This is a genomic window from Methanoculleus frigidifontis (assembly GCF_030464345.1).
GTDB lineage: Archaea > Halobacteriota > Methanomicrobia > Methanomicrobiales > Methanoculleaceae > Methanoculleus_A > Methanoculleus_A frigidifontis.
This window is the reverse complement of record NZ_VCYH01000012.1, coordinates 26,883-47,893: the sequence shown is the minus strand read 5'-3', so window position 1 is coordinate 47,893 and position 21,011 is coordinate 26,883. Positions and strand designations below refer to the sequence as shown.

Genomic DNA, 21,011 nt, shown 5'->3' with positions numbered 1-21,011 from the left:
CACGAAAAGTACAGGAATCATGATGGAAGCCTATGATCGTTTTGAGCTCCTCATAAACGATCGAATTGTCAAAACACCGATAGCCATCGCATCCATGGCCGGCATCGTGGACGCCGCCTATGTGCTCGAGCGTGCGCCGCATATCGGGGCCGCGTTCATCGGCGGATACTCCATCGACCGCCCGACGCTCGAGGCGAGTGCGCAGATGGCAGCCGAAGGCAGGAAAGAGTTCATATACGACGACCCGGTCGAGGAGCTGGCCCGGCAGGTCAAGCTTCTGGAGAAGAGCGACGTCGTCACCGGGATCAACCTCCGCGGCAGCACACCCGCGGCCTACCGCGAGATCGCCGAGGCGCTCGAGGAGAGCGTGGTCTACGAGATCGACGCGCACTGCCGCCAGCCCGCGATGGTCGAGGCCGGGTGCGGCGAATACCTGCTCCACCACCCTGCCCGGCTGGTCGAGACGGTCCGGGAACTGAAAAGCGCCGGCGTCACGGTCTCGGTCAAGATCCGCGCCGGCGTCACTGCCGACGACCGCGCCCTCGCGGTCGCACTCTGGAAGGCCGGCGCCGATATCCTCCATATCGACCTGATGGACTTCGGCCACGCAAAACTCCGCCAGATCCGGAATGTCTGCCCCCTGACCCTCATCGCCAATAACGGAATAACCAGCTTCGACAAAGCCATGGATATGTTCGCCCGGGGTGCCGATCTCGTCTCCCTCGCCCGAAAATCCGATCCCTGGACGCTCTCCGGGCTCGATGCGGCCATCACCCGCTCAGCCGAGGAGACCGGCTGGTACAACGCCCCGAAACAACTCTGCCGCGGCGGCGACATCAGGGCGCTGACCTTCTGCTGCATGCCGGTGAAGAACTGCCCGCTCCTCCCGACACTGGAGAAGATCGGGATGAGCCGCGACGACTACCTGAAGATGAAGCAGGAGGCCGTGATGGGCACGCCGCTCGCCGAGGGAAAAAACACCTGCTTCGGCAGCCTCGCCTGGTGCTGCAAGGCGAGTTCGCCCTGCATGTTCCGGAACATGACGCTCCAGAAGATGGGGATCTCCATCCAGGACTACATGCGCTACAAACACCGCCTCGCCGATAAACTGATGCACAGGTTGTTTAATGGAGCATCTGCCGCCGACACGGACTGAACGCGCCCAGCTCGCGATGATGCTGGAGGTGACGGCCTACCCGAAGCCCGGCAACGTCGACCGCTGCCACGACTACGCCGACACCCGGCTCGAGCACTTTCTCGCCTCCACGATCTTTGTCCGCCCGGCCTTCGAGCGGGCCGAACGGGAGGGAGGACGGCTCGGCGCTCTCATCAGGGAGGCCGTTCGTCTGACCAGCGGTCACGCCGGCGGCAACACCCACTTCGGCGCCTACATCCTGCTCTTCCCCCTGCTGGCCGGCGGAGATATCGCAGGAGCGCTCGCCGCCGTCCGGGAGACCGATGTCGAGGACGCCGTCGACTTCTACGCCGCGTTCGGGCTCACGCAGGTCCGGATGCCGGACGGCGACGGCCTCGATGTCAATGACCCGGCATCCGTCGCCGCCATCCGCGAGCGCGGGATGACGCTGCTCGACATCATGGCGTATTCGGCGATGAACGATATGGTCGCCCGGGAGTGGACGAACGGCTACGCCCTGACCCGCAGAGCCGCCGACCTCCTCCACGAGCACGGGGGCGGGCGGCAGGCGATCGTCGCCGCGTTCATGAACCTCCTCGCCGCAGAGCCCGACACCTTCATCGCAAAGAAGCACGGCCAGGCCGTGGCGCTGCAGACGCGGGAGCACGCACGCGAGGTCGTCGCCGGAGCCCGGACGATCGCCGACCTCGACGACGAGTGCATCGCAGGCGGGATCAACCCGGGATCGATCGCCGACATCACCATCGCCGGGATCTACGTCGCGCTCGGGGAGGGGTGGCAGTGGGACTGCTAGGCGAGGGGATCAACGAGGTGATCGCCACCACCAGCGGCAACGCGGCGCCGATAGGGATCATCTGCCGGGACGCCGTTCCCCGGATGGTCCTCTTCCGGGGCAGCCACACCGCGGAGAACGTCCTGCGGGACGGCTGGATCGTGGCGAACTTCGTCTACGACCCGGTCGTCTGGGTCAGGACGGCGTTTGAGGACCTTCCGGCGGAGGCGTTCCGCACAGAAGCGGTCGACGGGACGTCGGTGCAGCGCCTCGTGGACGCGGAGGCCTGGATCGCTTTTGCCGCCGAGGTCGAGCGCTCGACGCAGGAGGCGCACGTCGTCAGGCTCACCCTGCTCCGCGAGGCGGTCGAAGACCTCCGGCTGCACCCGGTGAACCGGGGCTTTGCGAGCATCATCGACGCCACCGTCCACGCCACCCGCTACGTGCGGACCGGCGACCCCCATCTCCGGCGCCTGATCGACCACCACGCATCCCTCGTCCGGAAGTGCGGCGGCCGGCGGGAGTGGGAGGCGCTCGACCTTCTGCAGGGCTATATCGCAAAGCAAGCTCCGGAATAAGGTTCATTTTTTCGCCCCAAAACCCCCGCCCGGAGGGGCAGTTCCATGGCTTTACAATTATAATAAGGAATATATATTAGCGAGTCGCAGGAACGCCCGTAACAAACGGAGGTACATGGTATGGCAAATATCTTCGAGACCCTGAAGAATGACGGGCGGTTCGGGAAGTTCCTGGAGGTCGTCCAGTCGATCGACAAGGAGGAGATGCTCAAGAGCGCGGGACCGATGACGCTCATCGTGCCGGTCGATTCGGCCTGGGACGAGATCCCGGAGCCGAACCGGTCGATGATCTTAAACGACAAACAGATGCTCTGGCACCTCTTCGACTTTATGCAGATCGGCGAGCACAAGTACTCGATCGACGACCTTGCGGAGAAGAAGATCATCCAGACCGTCGAGGGGGTGAACCTCGAGGTGATGAAGACCGACGAAGGCTACCAGATCGAGACCGGAAAGGTCATCGACCAGGACATCGGGGCCGACAACGGGATCATCCACGTCATCGACAAAGTGCCATTCGCAACCCTCTCACAGGCCTACGAGGCCTACGCCAAGACCGGCCAGTGAGATACAGACTGCCGGCCGGAAGGGTGCGTTGTGGGAAGAAACACCCACACTCTTCTCTCTGTATCGATACGCGCCTGTCCGACAAGCCGTCTGCCAAATCGGGCGTATCGGCGAGCACGGAGCAGTTACTCGGCGTATACAAATTTTTAAATATCTGAGCGGCAGAGGAACCGGACCGCCCCAGGAGGGAATGAGCAATGAAGAATATCATTGAGACGGCAAAGGATGATGGGCGGTTCAACACGCTCCTCAAAGCGATCGACGCCGCCGGGCTGACCGACACCCTGAGTTCACAGGGGCCGTTCACGGTCTTCGCCCCGACGAACAGCGCCTTCAACAAGCTCTCGAGAGACCAGCTGCAGAGCGCGCTCAAGGACAAAGACCTGCTGCAGTCGATCCTGAAGTACCACGTGGTCTCCGGGAAGATGATGGCGCAGGATATCATGCAGCAGAACTCGGTCCAGACGCTGGAGGGCGAAGACCTCTCCATCGACGCGTCGCAGGGGACGGTGCGGGTGAACGATGCCCGGGTCACGCAGGCGGACATCGAGTGCACCAACGGCGTCTGCCACATCATCGACACGGTACTGGTTCCAAAGAAGGCAGAAATTCCGATACCGCGGTGAGGCCGGGGACATCTGGATCTCATTTTTTTCCGGAGGTGTGCGATGCAGAACATCATCGATACGCTGCAGGATGAGGGCAGATTTTCACGCCTGCTCGAACTCGTCCGGGCGGCGGAGATTGAGAGCATCCTGCAGGGGGCGGGACCGTTCACCCTCTTTGCCCCGACCGATGCCGCGTTCGGCGGCATCCCGGAGCAGGTCATGCACGATATCGTCCACAGCCGGCAGCGTGCGGCCGACCTGCTGACCTATCACATCGTCCCGGAGCGGCTGACCGCAAACGACCTTATGGAGCGATCGGCGGTCGCCACGTTGCAGGGTGCGGATCTCAGGATAGAGGCGTCAGCCGACCGGGTGATGGTGAACGATGCGCACGTCGTCGCCGCCGATATCGAGGCAGGAAACGGCGTCTGCCACGCCATCGACACCGTGCTGCTCACACAGTCCGCGGCCCAGATCCTGCCCCGGTAGGCCGCCCGGCCTGGCGTCTCACAAGCCCTTATATAGAAGATGACAGAAGAGAGAGCGTCACGTCCGGGGGTATGGAGATGAAGAATATCATCGAGACTGCAGAGGCCGACGGGAGATTTACGAAACTTCTCGGGGTCATCCGGGAAGCGGGGATGGAACAGACGCTCGCGCATGAGGGGCCGTATACGCTTTTTGCGCCGATGGATGAGGCGATAACCGGAGTCTCCGAGGCGGTCTTCAACGAGATCATGGCAAACCGGCGGAACATGACCGATATACTCTCCTATCATGTCATTGCCGGGAAGTTCGTTTCCAACGACCTGCGGGTAGCGGAGTCGATCAAGACGCTGCTCGGCGACCACATCGATATCAGCGAGGCCGGCGGGGCGATCCAGGTGAACACCGCGACGATCGTCCAGCCCGACATCGAGTGTTCGAACGGGTATATCCACGTCATCGACGCCCTGCTCATCCCGAGAGCCGCCGAGGCACGGACGGCAAAGTGGATATGAGGCACGTTCCCGGGTGACCGCAACAGATATACGCCCTCCCCTGGGAAGGAGAAGTCCATGAAGAACATCTACGAAACTGCCCGTGAGGCTGCAGAACTGACACGGTTCGTCGACGCCGTCCGGGCTGCCGGGCTGCAGGATCTGCTGAGCGGCGAAGGGCCGTTCACCGTCTTCGCCCCGACGAACGAGGCATTCGGCAAGGTCTCCGGCCGGTTCCGTCCGGCCATGCAGAACCATGTCGTCCGGGCACGGATAAGCACGGCCGATATCCGGCAGCAGGGAACGATGCGGATCGGCACCGTCGGCGGCGATGCGATCGCCGTCGCCTGGTCGCCGGACGCCGGCCAGCTCACCGTGGAGGATGCCCGCATCATCCAGGCGGATATCGCCGCCACGAACGGCGTCATCCATATCGTCGACTACCTTATCAGGCCGGCGGCTGTGGAGACGGCCGCCCGGTGAAGGGGGGGAGAGACAGCGATGAAGAACATCCTCGAGACGGCACGGGAGGACGGCAGGTTCACCGTCTTCCTCGCCGCCGTGAACCGGGCAGGGCTTGGAAGCGTCCTCGCACGCCAGCGGCCGCTGACCGTCTTTGCCCCGACCGACGAGGCGTTCGGCAGGTTCCCGCAGGAGCAGCTCGATGACCTGATGCAGGAGCCGCCCCGGCTCGCCGAGGTCCTGAAGCACCATATCCTCTCGGGCAGGCTGCTTTCCGGCGATCTTTCCGGGACGATCGAGACGCTGCACGAGGACGATCTCGCGATCGATGCCGCCGGAGGGCGTATCCGGGTTGGCGGGGCGGAGGTGACTGAGGCGGATATCGCGTGCACCAACGGGGTCGTCCACGCCATCAACCGGGTGCTGATCCCGGCGACGACGGAGGCTGTCGCGCCTCGCTGGTGAGGGTCTGACGGCTGCGGGAACGGTACGATCTGCAGACCGATCGGGCATCCGGGGCTGATTCTGCCGTAAGTCACAAAAGTATATATGGGAGCGGCAGCTGAAGGCAGCCGTTTATTGGAGGAGTATGGACATGGCATCAATTCTTGAGACGCTTGAAACAGAGGAGAACGTAAGCGAATTTCTGAGCCTCGTGCGGATCGCCGGGCTTGAAGACATGCTCCGGAACCGCGGGCCGTTCACCGTCTTCGTCCCAGGCGATGAGGCGGTCAGGAGCCTCCCTGCAGAGGCGTTGCAGGCCCTCAAAGAGACTCCGGAACGGCTCGCCGACATGCTGCGGTGGCACGTCGTGGTCGGCGAGCTCTTTGCAAGCGAGGTTCCTTCGATGCGCAACCCGACGATCAAGACGATGCAGGGTGCCGAGCTCGACATATCCCGCATCGGGGAGGATATTGTCGTCAACGACGCACGGATCGCGCGGGCCGACATCGAGTGCGACAACGGCGTGGTGCATATCATCGAGTCCGTGCTCATGCCGCAGATGGCGGAGGTGCTGGCGTAGGTATATATACGCCCCCGCCGGTACCGGGCAGCTATCCGGAAGGGGGGAAGATGAGATGAAGAACATCTTTGCAACACTGGAGGACTCGGAAGGGTTTTCCACGTTTTTGAAACTGGCACGCGACGCCGAGCTTGAGAACCGCCTGCGGAACGAAGGGCCCTATACCGTCTTCGTGCCGACAGACAGCGCCTTTGCACGCGTCCCGGAGGAGCGGATGCGGGAGATCGGCGCCGACCCGGACAAGGTCGCCATCATCCTGATCTACCACATCGTGCCCGGGACATGGACGCTGGACGCCCTCAAAAATGTCTCGATGGTCAGGTCGCTCCTCGGGACGGAACTGACGGTGCGCTCCTCGGACAGGGGCGTGACGGTCAACAGCGTCCCGATCGTCGAGGCGGACGCCTTCTGCACGAACGGGATCTGCCACGCCATCGACGCGGCGCTGGTGCCGCCGAGCCTGGAGGTCACGGTCACCTAGGGGCGGCGAACCGGGGATCCGTGGCCGCGATGGCTGCGGCCAGGAGAGCGCTCTTCTCTTTATCCTTTATCTCGAGCATGATGTCGCAGTCGACCGGCGCCGACTCGGCGAGGAACGCCCGGAAGTTGTCCGGGTCGATCGTCTCTGCGTGGTTTCCCCGCCGCCCGCCCGGCTGCTGCGAGCTGTAGTCGACCATCGGGACGCCGTCGACAGCCCGCCAGGTCCCGGCAGCGCTGATGACCGCATCGCGCGGGCTCTCGCCGGAGGAGTGCACCTCGTGGTGGAACCGGTCGAAGAGCACCGGCACGCCGGTCTCGTCGTGGACCCGGAGGCAGTCGGCGAGGGTGTAGCGCCGGTCGTCGTTCTCGATGACCAGCCGCCGCAGGATAGTCTCGTCCAGGGTCGTGTACGCCCGGACGAACCGCTCCAGGCTCCGTTCCTTCTCGCCGTAGACCCCGCCGACGTGGATCTGGATCTTCGCGGTGGTATCAAGCCCCATCGCGTCCAGCAGGTCGGCATGGTAGCAAAGCTCGGCGACGCTCCGTTCGACTATGTCGGAATCCCGGGCGTTGATGACGACGAACTGGTCCGGGTGCATCGAGATCCGGGTCCCGGTCTCCCGGACGTACTCGCCGACGGCCGCAAGATCGGCCGCAAACCGCCCCCGCCAGTCGGCGGCGCAAACCGGGTGGGAGGCGAACGGGACGAGGTCGGAGGTGATCCGGAAGAAGAGCAGGGTATGTTCAATGTTATAGCGGAGCATCGCTGCAAGGCAGCGGAGGTTCTCTGCGACCGTCGCAAAGAGCCGCTCCTCCGAGTACGAAGCCAGCCGGAACGTCCGGTTGCCGCGGCAGGCGATGCTCCGGTTGATGCAGGGATAGCCGATCTTCACAATACGTGAACTCCGGCGGCCGCGGCGATAAAAGTATGGAAGGGTTCTGTTAGTGGAGCGTCCCGTAGCCGGATACCCCGATGACGTGCCGGGCGAGGTAGACGGCGTCGTAGAGCGAGGCGGCACCGTCGCCCGAGACGTCGGCGACGTTGGAGTGCATCGTGTAGCCAGGGATGCCGAGAACCGACCGGGCGAGGTACTGGGCGTCGGGGAGAGTCACGCTGCCGTCCTCGTTCACGTCGCCGTTGGCGATCACCGTCAGGGCGATGACGGTCGTGTTCGTCTGTGCAGCGGCGTCGGTGGCGGTCACGGTCAGGTTGACCGGCTGGTACGCCCCGCCCGAGAACGGCGAGGCAGTCGAGGCGTTGGTGGCGAGCGACCAGACGCTGCCCGACGCAATCATTGCGGCGGATGCCGACCCGCCGATCGGCGAGAGGTCGACAACGACCGAGGTGATGGTGCTCCCGCCGGTGACGTTCACCGAGAGGGCGGCGCTCTCGCCCCACCCGGCCGAGCCGTCAGTGTCGGTTGGGATGGTGTCTGGAGATGCCGCAGGGCTTGCACAGACCGGCGGGGCGGGGAGCCCCTCGGGGGCGAGCTTGACGATCCAGAAGATAAAGTTGCCGCCGTAGGTGAGCGGCGGCACGTCGCCGTCCGTCGATCGGGTGTGGCCGGCGCAGACGAACCCGCCATCGGTCGTCTGCGCGACTCTCGGGTAGCAGTCGGAGCCGGTGCCGCCGACGCACTTCTGCCACTCGATGGTGAAACTGCTGTCGAGCTTCACGATCCAGTAATCACCCGCGGGCGGGTAGTCGCCGTGAACACCACTCACATCGCCGTCGACGGAACCTGTCGTCCCCCCGACGATATAGCCGCCGTCGGACGTGCGGTCGATACTCACGCCGTACTCCGTCCGGCTCCCGCCGAAGGTCATCTCCCGGACAACCGCACCCGTCGCACCGTCCACCTTGACCAGATAGACATCGTTGTGGTCGGATATCCCCTCCTCTTCGAGGGTTATCGTCCCGACGACGATGGCGTTTCCGTCGTCGTCCAGAGTTACACCCGAAAGTTCGGCATCGTCTGGGCCGCCCATGAATCCGTCGTCGGCGGTGCCGCCGAAGTAGCTCTCCCAGACAATGCCGCCGGTGCTGTTCAGCCTGGCGACGAGGCCGTCCCACTGGCTGTCGATGTTCGAGCTTCCTGCAATGATATAGTCCCCGTCGCTCGCCTGCACGACGCTGTTTGCCATCTCGCCCTCTCCATCGCGCCCGACGCAGGTCTGCCATTCGATGCCGCCGGTGCTGTTCAGCTTCACGACCCAGGCATCGTAGGTGCCGCCGACCCGATCGGTCACGTCGCCGTCGGTCGAGCGTGTGTTGCCGGCGACGATATACCCGCCGTCGCTCGTCTGCCGGATATCCATGCCATCCTCGGTATGGCTCCCGCCGAGGCACGTCTGCCACTCGATGCCGCCGCTCCCGGAGAGTTTGGCCACCCACATATCATAGTAGGTGCCGTGCAGTCCGCTCACATCGTTATCGTTCGACTTTGTCGTTCCCGTAAGAATAAAACCGCCGTCGGAAGTCTGGCGCACCCGGCCGGAAGCTTCGTTCTGTGTTCCGCCGAGATTCTTCTGCCACTCGATCTCGCCGTCCGCGTCCTGCTTCAGCAGGACGATATCGTATCCGCCGATCGGATCGGTGATATTCCCATCCTGTGAGTTTGACTGCCCTGCGAAGATCGACCCGCCGTCGGCGGTCGCCGCGACATCCGGCCAGTAGTCGGTCCCGCTGCCGCCGAACTTGTACGACCACTCGATATCGGGGGCTGCCGCCGCTGCTCCGCCGACGATGCAGACGGCGCAGACCAGCATACATACTGCAAAAACCCTGCTCCTCATTGCAAGAACCATCCCTGTTACGTTCACGCTGCCGCACCCGGTGCGACGCAGACAACAGGGAGATATTTTTTCCAGGGATTATTTAAAGCATTCTCTTTTTTGAGAGGTCTTGAAACATTTTTTTCTTGAAAAGAAATATATTTTCCCAGTAAATAAGGAAACACAGGTCACCGCAGGGCTACCGCGACGGCCCGTCCCCGGCAGGAACGATCCGGCCCTCCTGGACGGCCAGGAACCCTTCCCGTTCGAGCGCCGCCACGATCCTTGCCACCCGATCGGCATCCTCCCCAAGAGAGGCCGCAAGCGTCGCCGCGTCGAGCGAGCCCTGCTCGAGGAGGGAGCGGAGAATAGCACCCCGGATCTGCCGGTCCGACCCCGCAAACCGACTCTGCACCGCATAGGCCGCGCTCCTCCGGTTCGGGTTTTCCGTCCGCTGCTTGAGGACGGATCCGTAGTCCATCAGCGCATTGTACCACTCCCGCGGGCTCTCCTGATATAGCGTCCGCTCGACGAGCGGCAGGATCTCCGCATCGGGGACGCCCTCGCGGCCGGGGAAGAAGACGTGGATGAAGACCCGGCGGATGTTTGTCTCGACGTAGACCACCGGCATGTCGAAGGCGTAGGCGCAGACGGCGGAGGCGGTCGCCCGGCCGATCCCCGGGAAGGTTGTGAGAGTATCGACATCCGCCGGAACCGTGCCGCCGAAGTCGTCCACAATCCGCTGCGCCGTCTTCTGCAGTGCGATCGCCCGGCGGTTGTAGCCGAGCCCCTGCCACGCCGCGAGGACGTTCTTCAGCGGCGAAAGGGCAAGGGCGTCGGCTTCCGGGAACCGCTCGAGGAACGCGTTGTACTTCGGGACCACCCGGTCGACCTGCGTCTGCTGGAGCATCATCTCCGCGACGATGATCCGGTACGGGTCGGCCGTCCGCCGCCAGGGAAGGTCGCGGCCCCACTTTCGATAGTGCATGAGAATCAACTCCCGAAAGAGGGCGATCGCTTCGGGCGTGGCGCCGTCCCGCCTGACGGCGGCGATGAGCCGCTTCTCAAGGCCGTTCAGATCCGGATCGAGGGTGCCGTTCACGTACCCAAAGGTGGGTCTCCCGGAGAGAAAATCCTGCGCCCCCTCACCGGGCCGTCCGGCAGACAGCGCCCGGAACGGCTATCTCAAATCGTGCCCCGGCGCCTTCTGTTCCGGTCTCCCTGATGGAGATGCCGGTGATCTCCAGGATCTCCCGCACGAGAAACAGCCCGTACCCGGTATTCCTGCCAACCCCGCGCAGGAAGATCCGCTCTTTCATCGCGTCGGGGATTCCTGCTCCGTCGTCCTCGAAGAGAAGGGTTCCGCCGTCGTGCGCCCGGGTGAACGAGATCGTGATCCGGGTAACAGCGCCGCCGTGCCGGAGGGCGTTGTCGAGCAGATTGGCGATCACTTTCCGCAAGAGCGGGTCTGCATAGACCTCGAGCGGCCCGGTGGAAACCAGAACCTCGATAGGCCCGAAATCAAACTCCGCCAGCGCCTCCTCGACCAGGCGGTCGACCCGCTGCCACTCCGGGGCGGCGACACCCATATGCTGGTAGTCGCGGGTGAAGGAGATCTGGTGCTCGATCGTCTCGGCAGCCCGCTCGACCTTTGCGACGTATCCGGCAGGGTCGTCCGGGTAGTCGGTGCGGACGAACGAGAGGTAGCCCCGGATCGCCGCGAGCTGGTTGAGGATGTCGTGCCGGGTGATGTCGGAGAGGATATTCAGTTTCTCGTTCGTCCGCTCAAGGCTCCGCCGGTACGTCTCGAGCTCGCTGATATCGATCATGGAGGCGATGAGACTGAGCGGTTCGCCCCCTTCATCCCTGAAGACCGCCGCCGAGACGTGGAGGGTGACGGGTGATGCGTCGCTGCGCGCAAACTCCAGCACCCCGACGAACGATCCCGTCTCCCAGAACGTCCGCACCTCTTCCGGATAGCGCAGGTCTGCCTGCCGGAGCAGGATACAGGCGGTGCCGATCACCTCGTCCCTGCCGGCATAGCCCCACATCCGGGCAAAGGCGTCGTTGGCATAAAAGATCGTGCCGTCCGGCTCCATCATCGTGACCGCGGTCGCCGAGACGTCCAGCGCCGTCGTCTTGATCAGCAGGTCTTCCCGGCTCCTGTGCAGCGCCTCGGCCGCCTCCTTCTTCCCGGTGATGTCGTGCATCACCCCGGTGATGAGGAGGGGAGTTCCGTCACGGTCTCTCTTGGCGATGCGTCCTGCACTGTGGATCCAGACATATCTGCCGTCCTTATGGCGGAGCCGGTACTCGGCGTCGTAGAAGGGGGAGACCCCGCCGAGGTGGCTCTGGATCGCCTCCGTAACTCCGCCAAGATCGTCCGGATGGACGAGCGAGCGCCACTCTTCCTCCCTTCCCGAAAAATCGCCCGGCGAATAGCCGGCGATGCCTGCAGCCCGGGCGTTCATCGACTGCCTGCCGCTGGCAAGGTCGACCGCCCAGACACCCATGTTGGCGCTGTCGAGAGCCAGGGCAAGCTGCTGCCTGCTCTCCCGGTAGCTCCGTTCGTTCTGCTTCTGCTCAGTCACGTCGCGGATAAGGATGCAAACCGCCGCATCTCCCCGGTAGGTTATCGGGACCGTGCCCACATCGGCTTCGATCTCCCGCCCGTCGAGGCCGAGCATCGTCACGTGCGAAAATCCGGACTGCCGTTCCCCGGCGTAATTCTCTGCAAAAAGAGCCCGTGCAGCCTCCCGGTGGGCGGGATGCACGAATTCCAGGAGGCCGCGGGCGGCGAGCTCGTCAGGTACCCCGGCACCGAGAAGGGCGAGGACGCTCCGGTTGGCATAGACGACGCTTCCCCGGTAGAGGACGACGATCCCGACGGGGGCGTTCTCCATGAGCGTCCGGTAGTTTGCCTCGGCCTCCTGCTGCGCTTCCTGGAGCGCAAACTCGCGGGTGACGTCGGTCAGGAAGTTCAGCGTCGCAGGGCGCCCCTCCCAGGCGATCACCGAGACGTTCATGGCCATCATCCGGGTGTTGCCATCGCGGTCGATCACCCGGATCACGTAGTTCTCCGGAACCTCCTCGCCCGCCAGCCTCCGCCGGTGCATCCCGGCGACGTGCTCCAGGTCGTCCGGGTGGAGATAGCGGTCGAACGACAGGGCATCGGAGCCGTCCGGCTCCCGCCCCAGGTGGTCTGTTATCACGGGATTCGCGTACCGGATCCTGCCGTCCTGGGCGACCACGATACCGGAGGTGGTATTGTTGACGAACGACCGGTACTTCCGCTCGCTCTCTTCGAGGGCAAGCCGCGTCTCCCGGTGTGCAGTGACGTCGATCAGCGTCCCGAAGACGGCAGTCCGGCCGTCGTAGACGGTGACGCTGCCGAAGACCTCAAACCACCGCACCTCACCGGCTTTCGTAATCCCCCGGAACGCGTACTTCATGCCGGCCTCGCCGGCCAGCCGCCGTGCGATATTCTCGCTGACGCTCGCCCGGTCGTCGGGGTGGACGAGGTCGTAGGGGGAGAGCCCCAAAACCTCCTCCTGAGAGTAGCCGAAGATGGCGCTCATGGCAGGATTGACGTATACGAACCGACCGTCCCGGATCACGTAGATCCCGACGAGCGACGACTCGGAGAGCAGCCGGAACTTCTCCTCGGATTCGTGCAGTGCGGTTTCTGCCTCTTTCAGCCCGGTAATGTCCAGCACGGAGACGACGCTGCGCCCGGTGCCCGGGATCATAGACGCCATGAGGAAGCCCGGCCGCCGCTCCCCCTGCCGGTTTAGAAAGAGGAACTCGTACGCCTGCGGCGCCTCCCCGGGCATGCACCGCCGGAGGCGGTGATACTCCTTCATCCGGTCGAGGTCGTCCTCCGGTATGAAGGACGTCCACGCCACTTTTCCCTCGAGCTCCTCGCGGGAGTAGCCGGTGAAGCGCAGCATCTCCCGGTTGGCGTAAGCGATCGTCCGGTCATCCTCCAAGATCGCCATGGCGGTGCCCGTGGTCTCGAAGACTGCCCGGTAGAGGGCTTCCGACTCTTTCAGTGCAGCTTCGGCACGCTCCCGCCGGATAACCGCCTCGTTCGCCTGCAGTGCAAACCCGAGGTCATCCCCGAGTTCGCAGAAGAGGGTTTGTTCCTCCTCATCGGCCGCGAACTCCCGCGGCAGGGTCGCCGAGAAGATGCCGAGCAGCCTTCCGCCGCCCTCGATCGGCGTCGTCATGGTGCTGATGGAAGGGTGGCTATGCACGAGCGGGCAGTCCCGGCAGGTGGCCGCAGGGTTCGTGACCGTGACGACGCCCCTGCGGCCGATCGCTTCGCGGGTACAGGGAGGAAATTCGCCTCTGTCGAGCATCGCGACGAACGTCCTGAATGTATCGCCGATCCCGGCTTCCACGGCAGTCTGCACCCTCCCCTCGCCGTCGAGGAGCAGGATCCAGACGTGCCTGTACCCGCGGGCCTCAACAAGCAGCCCCGCAACCTTGCGCATCAGAGACGCTGCATCCCGCTCCGAGGCGACCAGGTGGTGGACGTCCCGTATCGCGTGCAGCACGCTCTTTAAATGTGCATTCCGCTTCTCCGTGATCCTGCGCCGGACGCCCTGCCGGATTTTATGCACAAGCTCGGCGAACTGCGCCTTCGGGTGGCCGCCCTTCTGGAGGTAAAAATCGGCGCCGTGGTTGATGGCGTCGATCACCACCTCTTCCCGCCCCTTTCCGGTGAAGATAATGAACGGAATACCCGGATCGCTCTTGCGAACCGCTTTTAAGAGATCAATGCCGTCCATACCGGGCATGTCGTAGTCGGAGACGATGCAATCGTAGCAGCATGACGAGAGTTTCTCCAGCGCCTCGGCTCCGCCCGGGGCGGTGTCGACGGAGATAGCGCCGCTCCGTTCGATGAAAAGTTTTCCAACCTCTAAAAGCGCGGGTTCGTCGTCAACGAGGAGAATTTTCGTCATAATGCGCAAACAACTCTAATAGAGTTTTGTTCAGATCTGAAAAGTATTAATAGTTGTGAAATCGATATCCACGCCCTCACTCATCCCGGATCCAGCCCTCCCGCACGATCGATGCGAAGCACTCGCGCCTCTCCGCCATCCCGGCCTCCTGGTCGGGGTACCGCGGCCGCTCCCTGACGGCACGGACGAGCCGCCGCCCGAGGTCGCGTGCCGCCGCTTCCGCCCGGTCGAGCGCCTCCGGATCGTCACCGAGTGCGACGCTCATCCCTTCTATTGCCGTCACCCCGAAATAATTGAGCACGTGGTTCAGGTAGCCCGTAACCGCGTCGCCCCCAGAAACCCGGGTGGTCGCGACGCTACAGCCGTACTTCCCGGCGAAGGTCTGGTAGTGCATCGCGTCCGCCAGCCGATCGATGAAGACCTTCATCTGCCCGCTAATGTTGTCGACGTAGACCGGCGATGCGAGCACCAGCCCGTCGGCGTCCAGCATCCGGTCGTACGCGGCGGAGAAGTCGTCGGCAAAGACGCACATGCCGTCCAGGCTGCAGCTCTCACAGGCGGTGCAGGGGACGATCTGCAGGTCTGCAAGGTCGATAATATCGACCATGCCTCCCGCTTCTTCGGCCCCGGCAAGCACGAAGCCGGCAAGTTTTCTCGTCCTGCTCCGCATCCCCCGCGGGCTTCCCACAACTGCAGTAATCTTCATCCTTCAGTCACTTCCGAAAGAAAACGTTGGCGGCAATGCGGGAAAAACGTGTAGAAACGGGATCAGGATAACCCGCTGTTGCGGCCGGATCCTACTCCGGCTTTTCCCGGATCGCTGCGACGGCGATCGAACTCTCCTTGACGGCGCCGTGGCCGGCGAAGATCGCTCTGATCTCATCGAGAATGCGGTCGGCAAGAACCTCTGCATCGCACTGCTGGTCGGTCTCGACCTCAATATCTCCTGTCAGGTCTACGGTGAACGTCTTCATGGTATACTGCCTGGTGGGAGAGGTTGTACGCCCACCGGCATGAAACCGCCGAACCTGACAAGTGTTCTCTCACTCGAGAACCTCATCGACCGTCCGCCGCGGAGTCGGGGGGACGTCCTCCGCGTAGCCGAGCCGGATCAGCACCTGCGGATGCCCGGAGACGCCGGCGACCTGCCGGAGCCGCTCCCGGATCTCGGGCACTTCCACCGCCGGGTTCAGGTAGGACGCCCAGACGCCGCGGCTCCGGGCGAGGAGCAGGAGACGGGCGAGCGCCCGGCCGGCAGAGAGCCAGGCAACCGGGTCGTCCGCCGCGGTCTCGAGCAGCACGAGGGCCGGGGCACGAAACGTCGTCTCCGCATCCCCGGCGGCCTGCCGGTCGCCCATATCGACCAGACTGACGAGCAGCGGACCGACGAGCGACGCTGCCGTCCCCATCCCGAGGGCGTAGCCGGGGATGCCGTCACTTCCCGGGTTCGCGTTCGACCGCATCCACGACGCGAGCTCCCGCCGGTAGGCAGCGTCCGCCTGCTGGATCCGGTCTGCTTCCGCGACCAGCCCGGCGATTCCTCCCTGTTCGACGTCGTCGGCCGCGACGTGGAGCCGGACGCCGGCAGTGGCAGTCGTGATCTCGTCGAGAACGTCGGCAGGGAGGGGTTCGTCCCGGTACGCCCTCCGGTTTGTCCGCCGCCGGGTGATGGCGGCAAAGCACCGGTGGACGCTCTCCGGGGCGTCTGCAGGCTCCCCGGGCTCGACGTGGGCGAGCAGCACCGGGCTTGCCGGCTCCGGGAAGACGGCGAGCCTGCCTGCGTGCCCGAAGTGCCAGAGCGCGATCAGGAGATGCTCGAGCGCCGCACCGCAGCTGATGACGAGCTCCCTGCCCGCCGGGTCGACGACCGGGAGGGCACGGCCCGGGTCGGCGAAGAGCAGGACGGCTCCACCTTCGATGCGAAACCTCCACGGCTGGCTGTTGTGGCTCGACGGCGCCAGGATTGCGTAGCCGAGGAGAAACCGGAGTTGTTCGTCCACGCTTCCCGACCGCGGGTAGTCGCTCTCGTGCAGGTTCCAGACATCACGGTGCGGGTCTGTCATCTCGCACCGGTGCTGGACGCCGGGGCGTAAAAAGATACCGTCGAATGGGAACGCGGACACGTGCGGCTACATATACCTTACTTTTCCGGCAAATCAATAGGAGTATATTGATGTAGCTTACTTCAACAAGTTTCGAAATGTCTATTTACGGCCGCACAAACCCTCCTGTCATGGATAAGCGTAGCACATTCCTTGTTGCGGCGGTCCTGGTTGCAGCACTCCTCGTCTGCGGATGTACGCAGACGGGGACGACGACAGCCGAACCCCCGCAGACACTTCGCATCGCGACCACGACCAGCCTCTACGACACCGGGCTGCTCGACTCCCTCGTCCCGGGATTCGAGAAGGAGCACAACGCCGTCGTGCAGATCGTATCCGCCGGAACCGGCAAAGCAATCGAGTACGGCCAGCGTGGCGACGTCGATATCCTGATGGTACACGACCGCGCCCGTGAAGACGTCTTCCTCGCCGACGGCTACGGCCTGAACCGCCGGGTCATCGCCTACAACTACTTCGTGATCGTCGGCCCCGAGTCCGACCCGGCCGGTATTGCGGGCATGCAGCCCGAAGAGGCGTTCCAGACGATCTACGCGCTCGGCACGAACGGCACCGACGGCGTGGCCTTCATCTCCCGCGGCGACAACTCCGGAACCCACTCCAAGGAGAAGGCGATCTGGAAGTCCGCCGGGTACAACTACACCGAAGACATCCAGAACTCCGGCGCCTGGTACATCGAGGCAGGCAAGGGCATGGGAGACACCCTGGTGATGACGAACGAGAAGCAGGCCTACACCCTCTCCGACATCGGCACGTTCCTCGCGTATAAGGGCGACCTCGACCTCGTGGCGCTCGTCGACTCGGGAGCGATCCTCCTCAACGTCTACAGCGTGATGGAGATCAACCCGGCAATGCACGCGGGTGTCAACACCAGCATCGCACAGGACTGGATCAACTACATGGTCTCCGATGACGTCCAGCAGCAGATCGAGGTCTTCGGCGTCGCGGAGTACGGCCAGCCGCTCTTCTTCTGCGCGTCCGGCAAGGCAGAGACGATCGGTGTCCCGGCAGGCGAGTGCGCAACCCCGCTCGCCTGATCAGAGACGTGAAACCCTCCCCTTTTTTTCGATCGCAGGCCAAACGCAGTAGTGCAGGACACCCATGAACGAGATCATCGAGGCATTCTTCCAGGCCGTCGAGCTGATCGTCACCCTCGATCCGGCCGTGATGGAGATAGCCGCACGCAGTCTCATCATCTCACTCTCGGCGACGATCATTGCGACCGCGATCGCCATCCCGCTCGGGTTTCTCATCTACGTCCACGAGTTCACCGGCAAGAAGATGCTCATCAACCTCATCCAGACGTTGTATGCTCTTCCGACGGTGATCGTCGGTCTCTTCGTCTTCGTCTTTATATCCCGCGCCGGGCCGCTCGGGTTCCTCGGGCTCCTCTTCACCCCGACGGCGATGGTCATCGCACAGACGGTACTGATCCTCCCGATCATGACCGGGCTGACCATATCGGCGCTCTCCGGCGTCGATCCGACGATCCGCGATACGATCCGCTCGCTCGGTGCGAACACCCGGCAGTACCTCGCCCTGCTCGTCCGCGAGGCGCGGTTCGCCATCCTCGCGGCGGTGGTGGTAGGGTTTTCGCGGGCGATCGCAGAGGTCGGCGCGGCGATCATGATCGGCGGCAACACCAAGACATCGGCGTTCTGGACGTCGACGCGCGTCCTGACGACGGCCATCTCCCTGGAGACCTCGATGGGAAACATCGAGTTTTCCATGGCGCTCGGGATCATCCTCCTCGCCATAGCCCTCGTCGTGAACCTCGTCCTGATGACGGTGCAGCAGCGGTGATAACGCCATGATCGAGATTACAGAACTCTCCAAACGGTTCGGCGCAAACGAGGTGCTCCGCGGCGTCGACCTGACGGTTCGGGACGGCGAGATCTTCGCCGTCATCGGCCCCTCCGGGTCGGGCAAATCGACGCTGCTTCGGATCGTCAACCTCCTCGAGACGCCGAGCAGCGGATGCGTCCGCATCGACGGCACGGACATCCACGCCGCGGACAGGCAGATTTCGATCCGGCGGGGCATGGGAATGGTCTTCCAGAAACCGGTCGTCTTCAGCACCACGGTCTTTGAGAACGTCGCTGCCGGGCTCCGGATACGGGGCATGAGCGAAGCGGCAATACGGAGCCGTGTAAAGGAAGCGCTGGAACTGATCGGGCTCGCCGACCGGGCGGAGCAGAACGCCCGGACGCTCTCGGGCGGGGAGATGCAGCGGGTGGCGGTCGCCCGGGCGCTCGTCACCGACCCGGTCCTGCTCCTGATGGATGAACCGACGGCGAACCTCGACCCGATAGCGACGGAGAATATCGAGGATCTGATCCGCCGGATCAATCGCGACTACGGCACCACCCTGATCCTCACGACGCACGACCTGTTGCAGGGGCAGCGGCTCGCCCACCGGATGGGCGTGATGATCGAGGGCGGGTTCGCCCAGGTCGGGACACCGCGCGAGATATTTTCAGAGCCGAACACCCGGAGCGTGGCCCGGTTCGTCGGGATGGAGAATATCCTCGAGGGCAGGGTAACCGCACGCGATCGGGGGGTCGCCACGGTCGATGTCGGCGGAACGCCGGTCACGGCACCCACGGACATTCCGGCGGGCGAGGAAGTCTGCCTCTGCATACGGCCGGAGGACATCACCCTGTATCGGGCGGGCGCAGACACCGGAAGCGCACGGAACGCCTATTCGGGCAGGGTGACGTCGGTCCGGTCGCTCGGGCCCTTAAGCCACGTCGGGGTCGACTGCGGGTTTGCCGTCGCCGCGCTCGTCACCTGGAAAGCGGTCGACGACCTCGGCCTTTGCACCGGCGCAGAGGTGCAGGTCGCGTTCAAGGCGAGCGCCGTCCACGTGGTCAGGCAGGCGGAAGAGGAGCGATAGGAAAGGCTGCCCTGACCGCGATTTTTTTTGCAGCATCGAAAAAAGTCAGCTCTTCCCGCCGCACGAGCCGCATACGTCCTGCTCCGTCTGAAGCCTTCGGCAGATCGCACAGATGCGGGCGGCGAGGTCGTCCACCCGGTCCGCATAGAGATCCCCGGCGAGGTCGCGGATCAGCGCCGTCACGTCCTCGTCGAAGACGATCCGGTAGCCCCGCTTCTTCGACCGGTACTGCGAGATGGCCGACGGCGCCATCTCCAGTCTGCGGGCGGCCTCTGCCTGCGACGCCCCGCACCGGATAAGTTCCAGGGCGATGGCCGCCCGGATTGCGGGAAGCACGTCCCATACGATAACCTGGCAGGGCAGTTTCATGGCATCACAATCTTAAAATTGTCCGGAAAGATACATAAGAGGTGTGTTCACAATTGCGAACACTGCAGCACCAGGGAGAGATCTTACCGTGTACAACGACACCGTCATCGACCACCTCACCAGCCCGCGGAACACCGGGGAGATCCCGGACGCAGACGGCTACGCAGAGGTCACGAGTCCGGCCTGCGGCGATATGATGCAGATCTTCATCAGAGTCGAGGAGAACCGGATCGCGGATGCAAAGTTCAGAACCTTCGGATGCGGAGCGGCGATCGCCTCGAGCTCGATGGCGACCGAACTGATCAGGGGAAAGACCCTCGAAGAGGCGTGGACGGTCTCGAACGGTGCGGTTGTCCGGGCGCTCGGCGGGCTTCCCGAACCGAAGGTCCACTGCTCCGTTCTCGCCGAGGAGGGAATCCACGCCGCCATCAACAACTACCGCGCCCGGATGGGTCTGCCGCCCTGGGAAGAGAGCGCAGACGAAACGCCGTGAGAGGGGCGGATGCTCACCGAACGCGAACGCGAGCGCTACCGCCGGCAGATACCGCTCTTCGGTGAAGCGGGGCAGCAGCGGCTCGGGAAGGCCAGGGTCGCCGTCGTCGGCGCCGGAGGACTCGGCTGCCCGGCCGCCCTCTACCTCGCCGCCGCCGGAATCGGGGAGATCCGGCTGGTCGACCCGGACCGGGTCGAGCGGTCGAACCTGAACCGGCAGGTACTCCACCACGAGGGCGACGTCGGCCGGCCGAAGGTCGCGTCGGCTGCAGAGAAACTGCTGGCGCAGAATCCGGGATTAACCGTGAGCGTCCGGCACGCGGCGATCGACGAGAAGAACGCTGAAGACCTCATCGGTGATGCCGACATCGTCGTCGACGCCGTGGACGACTTCGCTACCCGCTACCTCCTGAACCGGGCCGCGCTCGCAAAGGGCATCCCGCTCGTCCATGGTGCCGTCTCCGGGTTCGACGGCCAGGTGACGACGGTTCTCCCGGGCAGGACCGCCTGCCTGCGGTGTATTTTCCCGGTGCCGCCGCCGAAAGAGAGCGTGCCGGTGGTCGGCGCCACGGCCGGGGTCGTCGGGCTCATCCAGGCAAACGAAGTCATCAAATACGTAACCGGGACCGGAGATCCGCTGAAGGGACGGCTGCTGCTCTGGGACGGGCGCAGCGCGTCCACAGTGCTCCTGTCGGTCGAGCGCCAGGAGGACTGCGCCGACTGCGGGAGCGGTGCGCACCGGTGAAGACATAAAACACGAGGAGA

The 21,011-nt window shown here is 64.1% G+C and carries 24 protein-coding genes; 16 read left to right on the top strand and 8 right to left on the bottom strand.

From position 1 onward, the window contains the following. Window positions 1-19: 19 nt before the first annotated feature. The 11 genes from FGU65_RS14365 (at window position 20) to FGU65_RS14315 (ending at window position 6,628) form a co-directional block, all read left to right on the top strand. The gene (locus FGU65_RS14365) at window positions 20-1,156 is read left to right on the top strand and encodes a methanogenesis marker 9 domain-containing protein (RefSeq protein WP_301665192.1); all 1,137 of its coding nucleotides are present in this window, start codon (window positions 20-22) and stop codon (window positions 1,154-1,156) included. Beyond that, window positions 1,128-1,949 carry a triphosphoribosyl-dephospho-CoA synthase gene (locus FGU65_RS14360; protein WP_301665191.1) on the top strand — a complete coding sequence of 274 codons (822 nt, stop codon included), beginning with the start codon at window positions 1,128-1,130 and terminating at the stop codon, window positions 1,947-1,949. The genes FGU65_RS14365 and FGU65_RS14360 overlap by 29 nt, the downstream gene beginning before the upstream one ends. Further along, entirely contained in the window at window positions 1,937-2,506 is a 570-nt protein-coding gene (locus tag FGU65_RS14355) for a DUF447 domain-containing protein (protein WP_301665190.1), read from the top strand. Before FGU65_RS14360 ends, FGU65_RS14355 begins: the two co-directional genes overlap by 13 nt. A 120-nt stretch (window positions 2,507-2,626) precedes the next feature. Continuing rightward, window positions 2,627-3,073 carry a fasciclin domain-containing protein gene (locus FGU65_RS14350; protein ID WP_301665189.1) on the top strand — a complete coding sequence of 149 codons (447 nt, stop codon included), beginning with the start codon at window positions 2,627-2,629 and terminating at the stop codon, window positions 3,071-3,073. Between the two features lie 197 nt (window positions 3,074-3,270). After that, on the top strand, window positions 3,271-3,699 hold the full coding sequence (locus FGU65_RS14345; RefSeq protein ID WP_301665188.1) for a fasciclin domain-containing protein: 429 nt from the start codon (window positions 3,271-3,273) through the stop codon (window positions 3,697-3,699). 42 nt (window positions 3,700-3,741) lie between these two features. After that, on the top strand, window positions 3,742-4,170 hold the full coding sequence (locus tag FGU65_RS14340; RefSeq protein ID WP_301665187.1) for a fasciclin domain-containing protein: 429 nt from the start codon (window positions 3,742-3,744) through the stop codon (window positions 4,168-4,170). A gap of 77 nt (window positions 4,171-4,247) precedes the next feature. After that, entirely contained in the window at window positions 4,248-4,682 is a 435-nt protein-coding gene (locus FGU65_RS14335; protein ID WP_301665186.1) for a fasciclin domain-containing protein, read from the top strand. Between the two features lie 57 nt (window positions 4,683-4,739). After that, window positions 4,740-5,144, top strand: coding sequence for a fasciclin domain-containing protein (locus FGU65_RS14330; RefSeq protein WP_301665185.1), 405 nt, complete (start codon window positions 4,740-4,742; stop codon window positions 5,142-5,144). Between the two features lie 18 nt (window positions 5,145-5,162). Then, window positions 5,163-5,588, top strand: coding sequence for a fasciclin domain-containing protein (locus tag FGU65_RS14325; RefSeq protein WP_301665184.1), 426 nt, complete (start codon window positions 5,163-5,165; stop codon window positions 5,586-5,588). 130 nt (window positions 5,589-5,718) lie between these two features. Further along, window positions 5,719-6,147, top strand: coding sequence for a fasciclin domain-containing protein (locus FGU65_RS14320; protein ID WP_301665183.1), 429 nt, complete (start codon window positions 5,719-5,721; stop codon window positions 6,145-6,147). 55 nt (window positions 6,148-6,202) lie between these two features. Continuing rightward, window positions 6,203-6,628 (top strand): fasciclin domain-containing protein, encoded by a 426-nt coding sequence (locus FGU65_RS14315; RefSeq protein WP_301665182.1) that lies wholly within the window; start codon window positions 6,203-6,205, stop codon window positions 6,626-6,628. Here the strand turns inward: FGU65_RS14315 and uvsE are convergent. The 7 genes from uvsE to FGU65_RS14280 form a co-directional block, all read right to left on the bottom strand. Then, on the bottom strand, window positions 6,621-7,520 hold the full coding sequence (uvsE, locus tag FGU65_RS14310) for a UV DNA damage repair endonuclease UvsE (RefSeq protein ID WP_301665181.1): 900 nt from the start codon (window positions 7,518-7,520) through the stop codon (window positions 6,621-6,623). The two genes, FGU65_RS14315 and uvsE, sit on opposite strands and share 8 nt — an antisense overlap. 49 nt (window positions 7,521-7,569) lie before the next feature. Next, complete coding sequence (locus FGU65_RS14305; RefSeq protein ID WP_301665180.1) at window positions 7,570-9,450, bottom strand: dockerin type I domain-containing protein; 1,881 nt, start codon at window positions 9,448-9,450, stop codon at window positions 7,570-7,572. Between the two features lie 151 nt (window positions 9,451-9,601). Then, on the bottom strand, window positions 9,602-10,504 hold the full coding sequence (locus FGU65_RS14300) for an HhH-GPD family protein (protein ID WP_301665179.1): 903 nt from the start codon (window positions 10,502-10,504) through the stop codon (window positions 9,602-9,604). Window positions 10,505-10,547: 43 nt separating this feature from the next. Continuing rightward, the gene (locus tag FGU65_RS14295; RefSeq protein ID WP_301665178.1) at window positions 10,548-14,369 is read right to left on the bottom strand and encodes a PAS domain S-box protein; all 3,822 of its coding nucleotides are present in this window, start codon (window positions 14,367-14,369) and stop codon (window positions 10,548-10,550) included. 76 nt (window positions 14,370-14,445) lie between these two features. Beyond that, window positions 14,446-15,075 carry a flavodoxin family protein gene (locus tag FGU65_RS14290; RefSeq protein WP_301665177.1) on the bottom strand — a complete coding sequence of 210 codons (630 nt, stop codon included), beginning with the start codon at window positions 15,073-15,075 and terminating at the stop codon, window positions 14,446-14,448. Between the two features lie 91 nt (window positions 15,076-15,166). Continuing rightward, window positions 15,167-15,343 (bottom strand): hypothetical protein, encoded by a 177-nt coding sequence (locus tag FGU65_RS14285; protein WP_301665176.1) that lies wholly within the window; start codon window positions 15,341-15,343, stop codon window positions 15,167-15,169. A gap of 69 nt (window positions 15,344-15,412) precedes the next feature. After that, on the bottom strand, window positions 15,413-16,432 hold the full coding sequence (locus FGU65_RS14280) for an Acg family FMN-binding oxidoreductase (protein WP_301665175.1): 1,020 nt from the start codon (window positions 16,430-16,432) through the stop codon (window positions 15,413-15,415). Window positions 16,433-16,602: 170 nt separating this feature from the next. Here FGU65_RS14280 and FGU65_RS14275 point away from each other — a divergent pair, with 170 nt between their 5' ends. The 3 genes from FGU65_RS14275 to FGU65_RS14265 all read left to right on the top strand — a co-directional run bounded on the left by FGU65_RS14275 (window position 16,603) and on the right by FGU65_RS14265 (window position 19,385). Then, complete coding sequence (locus tag FGU65_RS14275; RefSeq protein ID WP_301665174.1) at window positions 16,603-17,526, top strand: ABC transporter substrate-binding protein; 924 nt, start codon at window positions 16,603-16,605, stop codon at window positions 17,524-17,526. 64 nt (window positions 17,527-17,590) lie between these two features. After that, entirely contained in the window at window positions 17,591-18,292 is a 702-nt protein-coding gene (locus FGU65_RS14270; protein WP_301665173.1) for an ABC transporter permease, read from the top strand. 7 nt (window positions 18,293-18,299) lie between these two features. Beyond that, complete coding sequence (locus tag FGU65_RS14265; RefSeq protein ID WP_301665172.1) at window positions 18,300-19,385, top strand: ABC transporter ATP-binding protein; 1,086 nt, start codon at window positions 18,300-18,302, stop codon at window positions 19,383-19,385. A gap of 45 nt (window positions 19,386-19,430) precedes the next feature. Here the strand turns inward: FGU65_RS14265 and FGU65_RS14260 are convergent, their stop codons facing one another. Then, window positions 19,431-19,754, bottom strand: coding sequence for a transcriptional regulator (locus FGU65_RS14260; protein ID WP_301665171.1), 324 nt, complete (start codon window positions 19,752-19,754; stop codon window positions 19,431-19,433). Between the two features lie 88 nt (window positions 19,755-19,842). On the opposite strand from FGU65_RS14260, the gene FGU65_RS14255 reads away from it, so the two are divergent. Next, a complete protein-coding gene (locus FGU65_RS14255) occupies window positions 19,843-20,247 on the top strand; it encodes an iron-sulfur cluster assembly scaffold protein (protein WP_301665220.1) in 405 nt (134 codons plus the stop codon). 9 nt (window positions 20,248-20,256) lie between these two features. Next, complete coding sequence (locus tag FGU65_RS14250) at window positions 20,257-20,991, top strand: HesA/MoeB/ThiF family protein (protein WP_301665170.1); 735 nt, start codon at window positions 20,257-20,259, stop codon at window positions 20,989-20,991. The last annotated feature ends 20 nt before the right edge of the window (window positions 20,992-21,011 follow it).

Coding starts and splice junctions, on each gene's coding strand:
- FGU65_RS14365 (WP_301665192.1), top strand. CDS start 20: ATGATGGAAGCCTATGATCGTTTTGAGCTCCTCATAAACGATCGAATT.
- FGU65_RS14360 (WP_301665191.1), top strand. CDS start 1,128: ATGGAGCATCTGCCGCCGACACGGACTGAACGCGCCCAGCTCGCGATG.
- FGU65_RS14350 (WP_301665189.1), top strand. CDS start 2,627: ATGGCAAATATCTTCGAGACCCTGAAGAATGACGGGCGGTTCGGGAAG.
- FGU65_RS14345 (WP_301665188.1), top strand. CDS start 3,271: ATGAAGAATATCATTGAGACGGCAAAGGATGATGGGCGGTTCAACACG.
- FGU65_RS14340 (WP_301665187.1), top strand. CDS start 3,742: ATGCAGAACATCATCGATACGCTGCAGGATGAGGGCAGATTTTCACGC.
- FGU65_RS14335 (WP_301665186.1), top strand. CDS start 4,248: ATGAAGAATATCATCGAGACTGCAGAGGCCGACGGGAGATTTACGAAA.
- FGU65_RS14330 (WP_301665185.1), top strand. CDS start 4,740: ATGAAGAACATCTACGAAACTGCCCGTGAGGCTGCAGAACTGACACGG.
- FGU65_RS14325 (WP_301665184.1), top strand. CDS start 5,163: ATGAAGAACATCCTCGAGACGGCACGGGAGGACGGCAGGTTCACCGTC.
- FGU65_RS14320 (WP_301665183.1), top strand. CDS start 5,719: ATGGCATCAATTCTTGAGACGCTTGAAACAGAGGAGAACGTAAGCGAA.
- FGU65_RS14315 (WP_301665182.1), top strand. CDS start 6,203: ATGAAGAACATCTTTGCAACACTGGAGGACTCGGAAGGGTTTTCCACG.
- FGU65_RS14295 (WP_301665178.1), bottom strand. CDS start 14,369: ATGACGAAAATTCTCCTCGTTGACGACGAACCCGCGCTTTTAGAGGTT.
- FGU65_RS14290 (WP_301665177.1), bottom strand. CDS start 15,075: ATGAAGATTACTGCAGTTGTGGGAAGCCCGCGGGGGATGCGGAGCAGG.
- FGU65_RS14285 (WP_301665176.1), bottom strand. CDS start 15,343: ATGAAGACGTTCACCGTAGACCTGACAGGAGATATTGAGGTCGAGACC.
- FGU65_RS14280 (WP_301665175.1), bottom strand. CDS start 16,432: ATGACAGACCCGCACCGTGATGTCTGGAACCTGCACGAGAGCGACTAC.
- FGU65_RS14275 (WP_301665174.1), top strand. CDS start 16,603: ATGGATAAGCGTAGCACATTCCTTGTTGCGGCGGTCCTGGTTGCAGCA.
- FGU65_RS14270 (WP_301665173.1), top strand. CDS start 17,591: ATGAACGAGATCATCGAGGCATTCTTCCAGGCCGTCGAGCTGATCGTC.
- FGU65_RS14265 (WP_301665172.1), top strand. CDS start 18,300: ATGATCGAGATTACAGAACTCTCCAAACGGTTCGGCGCAAACGAGGTG.
- FGU65_RS14260 (WP_301665171.1), bottom strand. CDS start 19,754: ATGAAACTGCCCTGCCAGGTTATCGTATGGGACGTGCTTCCCGCAATC.
- FGU65_RS14250 (WP_301665170.1), top strand. CDS start 20,257: ATGCTCACCGAACGCGAACGCGAGCGCTACCGCCGGCAGATACCGCTC.